12 protein-coding genes and 1 pseudogene are annotated in these 12,550 nt (G+C 66.3%); 9 read left to right on the top strand and 4 right to left on the bottom strand.

Annotated elements, in window-relative coordinates; translation table 11 throughout:
* Window positions 1–9 precede the first annotated feature (9 nt).
* The 5 genes and pseudogenes from GFS60_RS40145 (at window position 10) to GFS60_RS26480 (ending at window position 4,395) form a co-directional block, all read left to right on the top strand.
* Window positions 10–1,386, top strand: a pseudogene (locus GFS60_RS40145) (condensation domain-containing protein).
* Between the two features lie 131 nt (window positions 1,387–1,517).
* The gene (locus tag GFS60_RS26495) at window positions 1,518–3,308 is read left to right on the top strand and encodes an acetyl/propionyl/methylcrotonyl-CoA carboxylase subunit alpha (protein WP_159925825.1); all 1,791 of its coding nucleotides are present in this window, start codon (window positions 1,518–1,520) and stop codon (window positions 3,306–3,308) included.
* 16 nt (window positions 3,309–3,324) lie between these two features.
* Window positions 3,325–3,720 carry a DUF1707 SHOCT-like domain-containing protein gene (locus tag GFS60_RS26490; protein WP_159925823.1) on the top strand — a complete coding sequence of 132 codons (396 nt, stop codon included), beginning with the start codon at window positions 3,325–3,327 and terminating at the stop codon, window positions 3,718–3,720.
* 1 nt (window position 3,721) lies between these two features.
* Window positions 3,722–4,060, top strand: a complete 339-nt coding sequence (locus tag GFS60_RS26485) for a hypothetical protein (protein ID WP_159925821.1) — start codon at window positions 3,722–3,724, stop codon at window positions 4,058–4,060.
* A 2-nt stretch (window positions 4,061–4,062) separates the two neighbouring features.
* Window positions 4,063–4,395, top strand: a complete 333-nt coding sequence (locus GFS60_RS26480; protein ID WP_159927560.1) for a VanZ family protein — start codon at window positions 4,063–4,065, stop codon at window positions 4,393–4,395.
* On the opposite strand, the gene GFS60_RS26475 is transcribed toward GFS60_RS26480, so the two are convergent.
* From GFS60_RS26475 to GFS60_RS26465, 3 genes are all read right to left on the bottom strand, one after another.
* A complete protein-coding gene (locus GFS60_RS26475) occupies window positions 4,359–5,147 on the bottom strand; it encodes a tyrosine-protein phosphatase (protein WP_159925819.1) in 789 nt (262 codons plus the stop codon). The genes GFS60_RS26480 and GFS60_RS26475 overlap by 37 nt on opposite strands.
* The gene (gene lat, locus GFS60_RS26470) at window positions 5,144–6,487 is read right to left on the bottom strand and encodes an L-lysine 6-transaminase (protein ID WP_159925817.1); all 1,344 of its coding nucleotides are present in this window, start codon (window positions 6,485–6,487) and stop codon (window positions 5,144–5,146) included. Before lat ends, GFS60_RS26475 begins: the two co-directional genes overlap by 4 nt.
* Before the next feature lie 65 nt (window positions 6,488–6,552).
* Window positions 6,553–7,017 (bottom strand): Lrp/AsnC family transcriptional regulator, encoded by a 465-nt coding sequence (locus GFS60_RS26465; RefSeq protein WP_109331368.1) that lies wholly within the window; start codon window positions 7,015–7,017, stop codon window positions 6,553–6,555.
* 30 nt (window positions 7,018–7,047) lie between these two features.
* Between GFS60_RS26465 and GFS60_RS26460 the strand changes: the two genes are divergently transcribed.
* From GFS60_RS26460 to GFS60_RS26445, 4 genes are all read left to right on the top strand, one after another.
* The gene (locus tag GFS60_RS26460) at window positions 7,048–8,274 is read left to right on the top strand and encodes a 2-oxoadipate dioxygenase/decarboxylase family protein (RefSeq protein WP_159925815.1); all 1,227 of its coding nucleotides are present in this window, start codon (window positions 7,048–7,050) and stop codon (window positions 8,272–8,274) included.
* Complete coding sequence (gene amaB, locus GFS60_RS26455; RefSeq protein ID WP_159925813.1) at window positions 8,271–9,788, top strand: L-piperidine-6-carboxylate dehydrogenase; 1,518 nt, start codon at window positions 8,271–8,273, stop codon at window positions 9,786–9,788. Before GFS60_RS26460 ends, amaB begins: the two co-directional genes overlap by 4 nt.
* 30 nt (window positions 9,789–9,818) lie before the next feature.
* The gene (locus GFS60_RS26450; protein ID WP_159925811.1) at window positions 9,819–10,823 is read left to right on the top strand and encodes an acyl-CoA dehydrogenase family protein; all 1,005 of its coding nucleotides are present in this window, start codon (window positions 9,819–9,821) and stop codon (window positions 10,821–10,823) included.
* A gap of 88 nt (window positions 10,824–10,911) precedes the next feature.
* Window positions 10,912–11,055, top strand: coding sequence for a hypothetical protein (locus GFS60_RS26445; RefSeq protein ID WP_159925809.1), 144 nt, complete (start codon window positions 10,912–10,914; stop codon window positions 11,053–11,055).
* Window positions 11,056–11,082: 27 nt separating this feature from the next.
* On the opposite strand, the gene GFS60_RS26440 is transcribed toward GFS60_RS26445, so the two are convergent.
* Window positions 11,083–12,540 carry an HNH endonuclease signature motif containing protein gene (locus tag GFS60_RS26440; protein WP_159925807.1) on the bottom strand — a complete coding sequence of 486 codons (1,458 nt, stop codon included), beginning with the start codon at window positions 12,538–12,540 and terminating at the stop codon, window positions 11,083–11,085.
* Window positions 12,541–12,550 lie beyond the last annotated feature (10 nt).

Here is a 12,550-nt window from a genome sequence, read left to right as displayed (position 1 = left end):
CGACAGCTTATGGAATTCACAGAACTCGCCGATTACCCCATACCCGTGGGAGCACTCACCGAGTGGTTGCCGTGTGCGCGCTCGGCGTGGACCGACGATCCACGCCCGGCGTCGTACATCCATGAGGCGCACCTGCGCCGCTGCGCCGCTGCCGACGGGCGTGAGTCCTGGCTCGGGACCGCTTTCGAGATCGAGGGCCGCCTCGATGTCGCCGCTTTTCAGTCGGCACTCGAGAAGTGGACCGACCGGCACGAGGTGTTGCGCTCACACACCTCGTTCGATCCCGCCCACGACACCATCCGACGGCGCACAGTGCCGGCCGGCGGGTTACACATCGGCGTCATCAGCCACGGTTACGACGCTGCGGGCGGTGACAACTTCGCCCATCTCCAGCAACTGTTCGACGAGTACGCGTCTCCGCACAGCTGGCCGTCCTATGTGTTCGCGACGCTCGAACCGGTGGAGCGCGATCGGTTCACCGTGTTCTTCGCTGCCGACCACTCGATCATCGACGGGTTCTCGATCGTGCTGGTCGCGCACGAGTTGACGGCGCTGTACGAAGAAATTCTGTCGGGCCGCGCCGCCAACCTGTTTCCGGTCGGTAGTTACGTCGATTTCGGGCGGGACGAGCGGGAGTCACCCGCCGACGCCGACGTGCAGCGCGAGGCACTCGACGTGTGGCGGGGTGCTCTCGCCGATCGAGGACTGCCGGAGTTCCCACTCGAGATCGGGCCGCGCACACACGATGCGCAGCAGAACCTGTCGGCGTGGATTCTCGACGCCGATTAGGCAGCGGCCTTCTCTACGGCTTGCAGAGACGCCGATGTGGGGTTCTTCTCCGGGCTCCTGGCGTGCTTGGGCCTGGCAGGCGCGGAAGTCGCCGGGCAGCAACGTTTCCGCACCATCACGCCGGTCCACACCCGGCATGCGCCCCAGTGGGCGTCGGCGCTCGGATGGTTCGTCGGACTCAGCCCGGTCGATTTCGAGCTCCCCTCCCACGAGTTCGGGGAGGTGGCCCGCGCCGCGGAAGCGAGCACGGCCCGGACCAAGCCGATCGCCGTCGTCCCGTTCGACCGGATCGAGCGAGAACTCCACCTCCCCATCCGGCCTCGCTTCGTCGTCTCCTACATGGACGTCCGATTCGTCCCGGATGCGGGCCAGTGGGTCGACCGCAATGCCCGGGCGCTGCGGAGCCGGCAATACACCCACGATGTCTATGCATGGATCAATCGCACACCTCGGGGAGTCAATCTGGCGGTCCGATATCCGGGCAACGACATCGCTGCGGCGAGCGTCCACACCTGGGTGGCGAGCCTCCGGCGGCAACTAGAACAGGTTACAGTAACCTACTCGTCGGTAGGGCGCGAAGTGTCGCTGAAGCCCTGACGGAAATCTCGATCCGGTGACGACCGCGTTCGGTTCAGTGCTTAGACTCCGAAGTGATGCCCGTATCCCACCGCTGGTGCGACTTCACGGAACCACCGCGGCGACCGACCACATGAACCACAGGAGGCTCAGTGCCCAGTCATGCCAGCGCGCACATCACGAAGGTGCTCGTCGCGAACCGCGGTGAGATTGCAGTGCGGGTGATCCGGGCCGCCGCCGATGCCGGGTACACCAGTGTCGCGGTCTACGCCGAACCCGACGCCGATGCCCCGTTCGTGCGCCTGGCCGACGAAGCGTTCGCGTTGGGTGGGCAGACCTCCGCCGAATCGTATCTGGTGTTCGACAAAATCCTCGACGCCGCCGCGAAGTCCGGTGCCGATGCCATCCACCCCGGCTACGGCTTCCTCTCCGAGAACGCCGACTTCGCCCAGGCCGTGATCGACGCCGGCCTGATCTGGATCGGCCCCTCTCCGCAATCGATCCGCGACCTCGGCGACAAGGTCACCGCCCGGCACATCGCCGAAAAAGCGAAGGCCCCGATGGCCGCCGGCACCAAGGACCCGGTCAAGAGCGCCGACGAGGTCGTCGCGTTCGCGAAGGAATACGGGGTTCCGGTCGCGATCAAGGCCGCGTTCGGCGGCGGCGGCCGCGGCATGAAGGTCGCGCACACCATCGAGGAAATCCCCGAACTGTTCGACTCCGCCACCCGCGAGGCCGTCGCCGCGTTCGGCCGCGGGGAATGCTTCGTCGAACAATATCTGGACAAGGCCCGCCACGTCGAAGCGCAGGTCATCGCGGATCAGCACGGCAACGTCATCGTCGCCGGCACCCGCGACTGCTCCCTGCAGCGCCGCTTCCAGAAACTCGTCGAGGAGGCCCCCGCCCCGTTCCTCACCGACGACCAACGCAACCGGATCCACACCTCCGCCAAGGCGATCTGCAAAGAGGCCGGCTACTACGGCGCCGGCACCGTCGAATACCTGGTCCAGGGCGACACCGTCTCCTTCCTCGAGGTCAACACCCGCCTGCAGGTCGAACACCCGGTCACCGAGGAAACCGCCGGGATCGACCTGGTGCTGCAACAGTTCAAGATCGCCAACGGCGAGAAACTCGACATCCTCGAGGACCCCACCCCCCGCGGGCACGCCTTCGAGTTCCGGATCAACGGCGAGGACGCCGGCCGCGGGTTCCTGCCCGCCCCCGGCCCGGTCACCAAGTTCGTCCCGCCCACCGGCCCCGGTGTGCGGATGGACTCCGGCGTGGAAACCGGATCGGTGATCGGCGGCCAGTTCGACTCGATGCTCGCCAAACTCATCGTCACCGGCGCCACCCGCGACGAGGCCCTCGCCCGCGCCCGCCGCGCCCTCGCCGAATTCCAGGTCGAGGGGCTGGCCACGGTCATCCCGTTCCACCGGGCCATCGTCTCCGACCCCGCGTTCATCGGCGACGGCACCGGCTTCGACGTCTACACCAAGTGGATCGAAACCGAGTGGAACAACCAGATCGAACCGTTCACCGGCGGCCAACCGGTCGACGAGGACGACTCCCTGCCCCGGCAGAACGTGGTCGTCGAGGTCGGCGGCCGCCGCGTCGAGGTGTCCCTGCCCGGCCAGTTCAGCCTCGGCGCCCCCACCACCGGTGGTAATGGTGCCGTCCGGAAGAAGCCGAAGGCCCGCACCCGCGGAGGCGCCGGTGGCGGTGCCGCGTCCGGTGACGCCGTCACCGCCCCGATGCAGGGCACCGTCGTCAAGGTCGCCGTCGAGGAAGGCCAACAAGTCGCCGAGGGCGACCTCATCGCCGTCCTGGAGGCCATGAAGATGGAAAACCCGGTCAACGCCCACAAGGCCGGCATCGTCACCGGCCTGACCGTCGAACCCGGCGCCGCCATCACCCAAGGCACCGTCCTCGCCGAACTCAAATAGGTCCGAGATCACTCGCATGTCCGACCTCCCCGACATCCGTATCGGCACGGCCGAACGTGAGCAGGCCCTCGACCTGCTGAGCGAACATTTCGCGGCCGGCCGCCTGACGGTCGTCGAGTTCGACGAGCGCAGTGCCACAGTGGCCGGGGCGACCACCCGCGGCGAGCTCGATCGGGTGTTCGCAGACCTCCCGACTCCCGCCGTCGCCGCCCCGGCCACAGCTCGCCCCACGTCGACGAAACCCGACGGTGACCACAACTGGCGTCGCATAGTGATGTCGGTGATCCCATTGGTGGCGCTCGTGTTGTTCTTCGTCGTCCCGGTCGACAACAGCTGGCTGTTCTTTCTGATGATCCCGGCCGGCGGAGCAATCCTTTTCGGGATGCGGAACGACCGCGAGCGGGATCGCTGACATGGAACCGGTCGAAGTCAATGCCGGCGGCTGGTATCTGCGGGCACTCCGCGCGGATGAACGAGTCGACGACCGGCCGGCCCTCGCCGACGGCGGTATCGACGACGCCGACTACATCGCCCGACGGACCGCGCAGTGGTCGAGCGACGAGCACTATTCGTGGGCGATCTGTCAACCCAACACCGGTGAGATGCTGGCCGAGGTCGGGCTGACTCGATCGGGTGATACCGCGGTGCTCACCGGATGGGCTCGGAGCGGGCACGACGCCGCCCTTGCCAGTGGCGCCGATGCCGTACAACGCTTCGCGGAGGGCGCGTTGGGGTTGACGGTCCAGCGGTGACGATGCGGTCCGTTCCCGTAGTCGCGCTCACTGGGTTGGCGCTGATCATGCTGCTGTCGCCGGCGTCGGCGACGCCATCGGGTCCCGAACACGCCGACAAGGTGGTGCACGCCCTGCTGTTCGCGGCGCTCGCAGGCGCCTCCCGCTACGCACTGCTACCGGTTCGGGTCACGGTGCTGTGGCTCACAGCCTTCGCTGTGGTCACAGAGATCCTGCAGGGCATTCTGCCGATCGGGAGACACGGATCCGTGTGGGATCTGCTTGCGGACACGCTAGGTGTAGGACTGGGCCTCGCCGTTCACTCCGCAGTCATGCGCTCCCGGAGCAACGCCTGACGCTCCGCGTCGAGGCCCAGGCCGTCGGAGAAATAACCCTCGATTGTTCCGAATGACGTCCGCATCGTGGCGAGGGACACCTCCAGATATTGCCGGCGTACACCGAGCACCGGCTCGAGCAGCGAGGGGTCTCCACCTGCATCGGTGAACTTCTCGAAGACCCCGGCGAAGGACGGCAGTAGAAGTTCATTGGTCAGCAGGTAGTCGTCGAACACGTCCTCTTCACTGACACCGAGCAACAGCAGCAGGGCTGCGGTAGCCCATCCCGTCCGGTCTTTGCCGGTGGTGCAGTGCACGAGGGCGGGTGTGCTGTCATCCGCCGCAAGGTCCCGGAAGAGCTCCCGGTACGACGACACCGCGCTCGGCATCGATACGAAGTCACGGTAGCTGCCCTCGAAGTATTCGATCGCCCGGCCGCCGCCGAGTTCACGTTCGGCAATCATCGGGTCGGCGATCACCTGGAGCATCTGCGCGGGGATCGATCGGATCCCCTTGTCGGCGAGAACGTCCAGGGCAACTGCTCGGGCCCCGTCCGGCAGCTTGTCGGGTGCGACTTCGCGTTCGTCGGCGGTACGGAGGTCGTAGACGGTCCGAATTCCGAGGTCCGCGAGTAGCGGCATGTCTGTGTCCGCTACCCGACTGAGATCGGTCGAGCGATACAACACGCCGGTGCGCACCTTGGCCCCACTCTCTGTCCGATATCCGCCGACGTCTCTGAGGTTGGGCACGGAGGTGAGCGCAATGGGGGTCATCCGTCGACGGTACCGCCCACCACTCGGCCCAGCGCATCGACGGCGGCGTCGAGTTCTGCGGTAGTGACGTTCAACGGAGGACGGAACCGTATCCCGCACTTACCTGTCGGGAGAACAAGTACCCGTTCGCGCTCTCGCAGTGCCGTGACCACTTGGTCCCGCCGCGATGTCGTCGGCAGGCTGATTGCGCACATCAGACCGCGACCACGCGGCTCGGTGATCTCTGGCACTGCCGCGGCCAGCTGGCGGAGCCGCTCGAGAAGGTGCGCCCCCGTCAACCGGGCGCGGTCCACCAGCCGATCGTCCTCGATGACCTCGAGGATCCGGCGCGACCGCACCATGTCGGTGAGGTTGCCACCCCAGGTGGAGTTGATGCGGGAACTCACTGCGAACACGTGGTCCGGGATCTCGTCTACCCGGCCACCGGCCATGATTCCGCACACCTGGGTCTTCTTGCCGAATGCCACGACGTCGGGGCGAACACCCAGTTGCTGATACGCCCAGTTGGTTCCGGTCAGTCCACACCCGGTCTGCACTTCATCGAGAACGAAGAGGGCATCGTTCTCGCGGCACAACTGCTCCATCGCCTGGAAGAAGTCCGGCCGGAAATGGTGGTCGCCTCCTTCGCCTTGGATGGGCTCGGCAATGAAACATGCGATGTCGGAGGGGTTGTCGGCAAACGCGCGCCGCGCTTGTTCCAGGGCACGGCGCTCGGCCACCTCGACGTCGCGTCCCTCGGACAGGTAGGGAGCGTCGATCCGCGGCCACTGGAATTTGGGGTATCGCGCTACTTTCCCCGGTTCGGTGTTCGTCAGCGACATCGTGTATCCGCTTCGGCCGTGGAAAGCCTCGGTCAGATGCAATACTTTCGTTCCGAGCGCGGGGTCGATACCGCGGCATTCGTTGCATCGGCTCTTCCAATCGAAGGCGACCTTCAACGCATTCTCGACCGCGAGAGCACCGCCGTCGACGAAGAAGAGATGCGGCAGTGCGGGATCCCCGAGTACGCGGAAAAAAGTGTCGACGAAGCGCGCCATCGGCACCGTGTAGATGTCCGAGTTACTCGGCTTGTTGATCGCCGCTTCCACCAGCTCCTCGCGGAAGTCGTCGCTCTCCGCCAGAGCCGGATGATTCATGCCGAGCGCGGATGAACCGAAGAACCCGAACATGTCGAGGTAATCCGTTCCGTCCCGCTCGTCCACGAGGTGCGTTCCCCGAGACTGCTCGAGATCGAGCACCAGGTCGAAACCATCGACCAGAATGCGCGCACGCAGTACGTCCTGGACCTGGTCGGCGGACAACTCGCCCCCGCCGCCGGGAAATCGAATCGCTGTGCTCATATCGAGAGATTACGTCATATTTCCTGCCATCCGCGTGTCAACCGAGAAAACATACGGTGATCCCGCTAGCTATCGTAAAATGTCTGGAGGATGATCGTGCTGCGGGTGTGTACGTTGGCGGTAGCGCGGATCTCCTGAAGGAGATGTTCGAGCTCCCGGGGGGACGCCACCCGCACCAGAAGAACGTAGCTTTCGTCCCCCGCCACCGAATGACACGCCTCGATGGCGGGCAAGTGGCGCAGACGGGCAGGCGCATCATCCGGCTGAGACGGATCGAGAGGGGTGATGGCGACGAACGCCGACAAACCATGGCCCAGCGCTTCGGGGTCGATCTTCGCGGTGTACCCGCGGATGATTTTTCGGGCTTCGAGCCTGCGGACCCGGGACTGGACCGCAGAAATCGACAATCCCGCCTTCTCGGCGAGAGTCGCCAGGGTCGCACGGCCGTCGGCAACCAGCTCCTGCATCAGAACCCGATCGATGTCGTCGAGAGGAGTATGGGGTGTGTCGCTGCGAAAAGATTCCACCACCAGCGCAGGCTAGCCCAGCGGAGGTGCGTCATGGTTGAAACGTGGGAGCTCCGAGCCCGGTTCGCCCGTGCACTGTCGGTGATGTACGGCCGTGAGGTACCGACTTACACCACGCTCCGACAGGTGACCGGAGAGGTCAACGCCGATTTCGCCGAACGCGAGCCCGCGGAGGCGGAGCGATGGGGCAGCCTCGATCGAGTCACCGCGGAGCTGCACGGCGCGATCCGCTTGGGTAGTGCCGCAGAACTGCGTCAGGCCGCGATACTGTTTGCCGGATTCGGGATGCACCCCGTCGGCTTCTACGACCTGCGCGATGCCGCCACCCCTGTACCCGTCGTCGGGACCGTCTTCCGTCCGATCGACTCGTTCGAACTGAACCACAACCCGTTCGGCATTTTCACCTCGGTGCTCACGACTGCGGATCACCGGTTCTTCGACGCCGATCTACACGCACGCCTCGAGAGGTTTCTCGCCGGGCGGTCGCTCTTCCCGACGGAGCTGCTGCATCTCGCCGCGCTCGCAGCCGAGGAGGGAGGTGTGACTGCTCCCTCGGCCGAGCGGTTCGTGTCACTCGCGACCACGGTGTTGGCGCGGACGGAACTACCGGTCGACAAGGGGTGGTACTCCCAGCTCGAAGCGGTGTCGCCGGTCGCCGCGGAGGTCGGCGCAAGCGCCGGCACCCACATCCACGCCCTCAGGCCCCGCGTGCTGGACATCGACGAGTTGAGCCGCCGCATGAGGGCGCTGGGCTTCACGATGGTCGACGGCATTCAGGGACCTCCCGAATGGGATGGGCCTGCCGTTCTCCTCCGTCAGACCTCGTTCCGTGCGATGTCGAAGCCCCACCGGTTCATCTCGAGCGGCGGAACAGTCGTGGGAGAAAGGTTCGCGGGGGCCGAGGCTCGTGGCCTCGCCCTGACGCCTCCCGGACGCGAAATCTACGACCGGTTGGCTGCCGCGGACGCCGACGCGGCCGAGTGGGACCGCCGGTTCCCGCGCACCGAAGCCGAACTCGGCAGTCGAGGGATGGCGTACTTCACGTATCGGCGCGAGGGTGACCGGCACATCGCCGAACCGATCGTCTACGAAGACTTCCTCCCTGCTCCGACGGAAGACGCCTGCACCCGCGCCGAGGTCGACTGCGGCGCCCGGTACCACCTACCCTGGCTCGCCGAGACACTCGGCCGGGCCGTGCACGACCCGTTCGCGCTCTATCAGGAGCAGCAGGACAGATCCCGAGAGAGGACAGCATCGTGAACCTTCCCGACCCCGAGGAGTTGCGCCGACGCGCCGAGGAAGCACTGATCAGGTGCGGTGCCGACATCGGTGCTCCCAGCGGTGCACTCGTGGCCCGAAGCCCCATCACCGGAACCGACTTGCGGACGGTCGACACGAGTAACGCCGACGACGTCGACGCGGCGATCTCCGCGGCACACGAGGCCTTTCTCACGTGGCGCTCGGTTCCGGCACCCCAGCGCGGTGCCATCGTGCGGCGGCTCGGACAGCTACTGACAGAACACAAACGCGAACTGGCGGAACTTGTCACCCTCGAGGCCGGAAAAATTCCCTCCGAGGCGCGGGGCGAGGTGCAGGAGATGATCGACATCTGCGAGTTCGCCGTCGGTCTCTCCCGGCAGCTGTACGGCAGGACGATGGCATCGGAACGTCCGGGGCACCGCTTGATGGAGACCTGGCATCCGCTGGGTGTCGTCGGTGTGATCTCCGCCTTCAACTTTCCTGTCGCGGTGTGGTCCTGGAACACGGCGATAGCGTTGGTGTGCGGGGACACCGTGGTATGGAAGCCCTCGGAGAAGACTCCGCTGACGGCGATCGCCTGCGACGCCCTGCTGACGCAGGCCGCACACGATGTGGGAGCGCCCACGGGCCTGCACGCACTGGTGCAGGGATCCGTGGACGTCGGCGAGCAACTGGTGGACGACGCCCGGGTCGCCTTGGTCAGTGCCACCGGATCTGTGCGGATGGGCCGCGCCGTCGGACCGCGGGTCGCCGCGCGTTTCGGCAAGAGCCTGCTGGAATTGGGCGGCAACAACGGCGCAGTCGTGGCCCCGTCAGCCGATCTCGACCTCGCTGTGCGCGGCATCGTCTTCTCGGCTGCAGGGACTGCAGGTCAGCGTTGCACATCGCTGCGCCGGTTGATCGTGCACTCCTCCATCGCGGACGAGCTGCTGAACCGGATCTCCGCGGCCTATCGAACATTGACGGTCGGAAACCCCTTCGACGACGGCGTCCTCGTCGGCCCCCTCGTGGACTTGCAGGCATTCGACGCCATGCAGACGGCCCTCGACAAGGCTCGCGCCGACGGCGGGACAGTAATCTGTGGCGGCGAACGTCGCGGGACGGACAGCGCCGCCTACTACGTCTCCCCCGCATTGGTACGCATGCCGGCACAAACATCGGTGGTGCGGGAAGAAACGTTCGCGCCCATCCTCTACGCCCTCACCTACGACACATTCGACCAGGCCATCGCGATGCACAACGAAGTCCCGCAGGGGCTTTCGTCGTCCATCTTCACCACAGACCAGCGTGAGGCCGAACGGTTCCTCGCCGCGGACGGTTCAGACTGCGGCATCGCCAACGTCAACATCGGCACGTCGGGGGCGGAGATCGGCGGGGCGTTCGGCGGAGAGAAGGACACCGGCGGCGGACGGGAATCCGGATCCGATGCCTGGAAGGCCTACATGCGTCGCGCCACGAACACCGTCAACTACTCCGACCAATTGCCGCTCGCGCAGGGTGTCGAGTTCACCTGATCGCGCCGGTGGAGCGGTTACGCTCGGGACGTGAGCAACTGGGCCGAAATGGCGCGAGAGATCGCCGAGAACGTCCTGTTCCCGGTGGCGGACAGCGTCGATGCCGATGGCGAGATCCCCGACAGCCATTTCGAGACTTTGGCCGCCGACGGTTTCTACGGTCTCGCAGCGCCTGACGACGAGAGCGTGACACCGTCCGTCCTGGTCGATGTACTGGAAACCTTGTGCGGCGGGTGCCTCGCGACTGCCTTCACGTGGATGCAGCATCACGGAGTGGTCGCCGGTCTCGCGGCCTCACCCAACACCACCCTGCAGGGACGGTACCTCGACGGGCTCGTCGACGGCACCGTGCGAGCCGGAGTCGCGCTGGCCGGAGCCATTCCGGTACCACCCACGCTGTGGGCGCGCCGGGTCGAGGACGGGTACGTGCTGGACGGCGTCGCACCGTTCGTCACCGGTTGGGGCATCGTCGATCTGCTTCAGGTTTCGGCCCGCGACGAGTTCGACGACACCATCGTGCACGTCATCATTCCCGCCCAACCGCTTCGCGGGCTCACCGCAGCAGACCTACCGCTGATCGCCGCCCGCGGTTCCAACACCGTTCGCCTCACCTTCGACGGCCTCGCAGTGCCAGGCGAACTGGTAAGCGCCGTCGTCTCGCCCGACGACTTCGCGAAGAGCCAACTGTTCGGCTCCTGGATCAACGGGTGCATGGCCATGGGCATCACCCGCCGCGCGATCAGCGAACTCGAAACGCTGGGGGTCGATTCGGATCCGTTCGAGGAGCAAGCTGCCCGGGCACGACTCGACCTCAACGCGGCACTGGAGGGCAGGGCCGACATCGCCGACGCGCGGGCACGGGCATCCGAACTCGCCGTGCGGACCGCGACGGCGCTCGTCACCGCCAAGGGCAGCTCCGCTCTGATCGCGGGCAATACCGCCGAGCGGTTGGTGCGTGAAGCTACCTTCACCCTGGTCGCCGCCGGACGTCCTGCAATCAAAGCCGCACTGCTGGAACGCCTGAGCCGCGACTGACCGTCCCACTCCGACGTGTCGGTACGTTCGTCTACGGTCTGACGATTGCCCCGCGAAGCCGGGCCCCCTCCGACCGAAGCGAGTCAACGTGTTCAGGATCGTCCGCGCAGTGGCAGTGGTGTTGCTCGCGTGCGTCATCGGTGCGTATGCCGCGGCGGCCGCGCAGCCGCCCGACACGGTCGAAGTGCCGTGGCCGTTCGCGCCGGCGTCCGCAGATTCCGACCTCACCTGACCAAGCTTGGCAGCGGCCACAACTTCGCTACGGCACAGCATCATCCCCTTCTCGTGGTGCACGCATTTCACGCCGTGCGTGGTCGATCAACTCGCCGGGATGATGGCGATGATTGATGCGAGGTCTTCGGTCGGGGTCGACGTGTGGCGGCGGAATCCATTCGGTCCTGCCGGGATATCGACCCTCGGCAGTCCTGGTGACCCACCCGGTGGCGCTGTCATCGACCCGAGCGTGGCAGGCATCGCAAGCGAGAGCGAGGCCGTCGATGTCGGTGGTACCGCCTTTCTGCCAGTCCGTGACGTGGTGGACCGCGCACATGCTGGCCGGCGTCGCGCATCCGGGGCGGGTGCATCCGCCGTCGGCGGCGATCAACGCAAGCCGCTGATCCGCACTGGCCAGACGTCGGCGGCGTCCAAGATGCAGGGGACGGCCGTCATGGTCGAACAACACCAAGACCGGGTGGGCCTGCTCGGCCAGCGCCAACGCATCCTCGATCGGTAGAAGGCCCCCGCTGGCTGTGGTGGCAACCCCTCCGATCGCCCTCTCGAGTTGCTCGAGCGTCATGGTGATGATCGTGGTGGCAGGCAGACCCCGGTGCCGGCCGAGGATTCCTGATTCCAGCACGGCTCGAAACATGGCACTGAACGCGTCGTGGTTGCGTTGCGCCGTGGTGCGCGTGTCCCGGGCGGCCGCGGCGGCGAGAACGTCCGAATCCACAGTGGGGTGCTCGGCATCGCCGGTGGGCGAGGATGGATCGGCCGGATTGTTCATGCCCGGTCGCGCCCACTTGGCGAGAATCGGATCGAGAAGTGCCCGCGCCGTGGGGTCGAGTTCACCGGAGATTCGCGACATCAGTTCCGTGTCCTGCCGGCCGAGGGTGAGTGCCCGGCGGCGGGTGCGGTCGATGTCGTCGCCGAGATTCCCGTCCGGATTCAAATACGCGAGAAGTCGGTGCCCCGCCTGCTCGACGTCCTCGGGCGTCCCGTCACAAGCCACTCGCGCGAGAGTCGATTCCGCGGCCTTGGTGTCGTCGGCGTCGACCGCGTGCGGGATTTTGCGCAGAATTCTCGACACGGCTCGGGCATGATCGGCACCTATGTCGCCGTTCCGTTGCGCGGCCGCGGTATCCGGCAGAGCGGCCGGGAGAGATTCTCCGGTCGAGGCGTGCCACACCCCCAGTTGGCGGGCCGCGCTGACCCGGGCTGATGCGTCGGCCGCGGATATTCGCAGGACGTCGACGAGGAATTTGTGGGGCGAACGGTAGCCGAAGGATGCGGGCAGGGACCGTTCCACGCTCTCCACAACCAGCCTGTGCGACACCGCACCGGCGCGGCGAAGGGCGCGTTCCAGGTTCCTGATCGCGTCGACCACCTCGGCGTCCGACAACCCCACCACGTCAGCGCCCAGCAACCCGTCCACCGCAGCGGTGAGCAGCGAAAGCTGCCCCGCCACCCGGCTCTCCGCCGACCCCCCAGTCGAACTCATGTGCGAAACA

Source organism: Rhodococcus sp. WAY2 (assembly GCF_009859915.1).
In the GTDB taxonomy this organism is placed as follows: Bacteria; Actinomycetota; Actinomycetes; order Mycobacteriales; family Mycobacteriaceae; genus Rhodococcus_F; species Rhodococcus_F oxybenzonivorans.
This window is presented reverse-complemented; position numbering and strand designations above follow the sequence as displayed.

Bases quoted from the DNA above. Each gene is read 5' to 3' on its own strand.
- GFS60_RS26490 (WP_159925823.1), top strand. From the start codon at position 3,325: ATGTCCGACCTCCCCGACATCCGTATCGGCACGGCCGAACGTGAGCAG.
- GFS60_RS26485 (WP_159925821.1), top strand. From the start codon at position 3,722: ATGGAACCGGTCGAAGTCAATGCCGGCGGCTGGTATCTGCGGGCACTC.
- GFS60_RS26480 (WP_159927560.1), top strand. From the start codon at position 4,063: ATGCGGTCCGTTCCCGTAGTCGCGCTCACTGGGTTGGCGCTGATCATG.
- GFS60_RS26475 (WP_159925819.1), bottom strand. From the start codon at position 5,147: ATGACCCCCATTGCGCTCACCTCCGTGCCCAACCTCAGAGACGTCGGC.
- lat (WP_159925817.1), bottom strand. From the start codon at position 6,487: ATGAGCACAGCGATTCGATTTCCCGGCGGCGGGGGCGAGTTGTCCGCC.
- GFS60_RS26460 (WP_159925815.1), top strand. From the start codon at position 7,048: ATGGTTGAAACGTGGGAGCTCCGAGCCCGGTTCGCCCGTGCACTGTCG.
- GFS60_RS26440 (WP_159925807.1), bottom strand. From the start codon at position 12,540: ATGAGTTCGACTGGGGGGTCGGCGGAGAGCCGGGTGGCGGGGCAGCTT.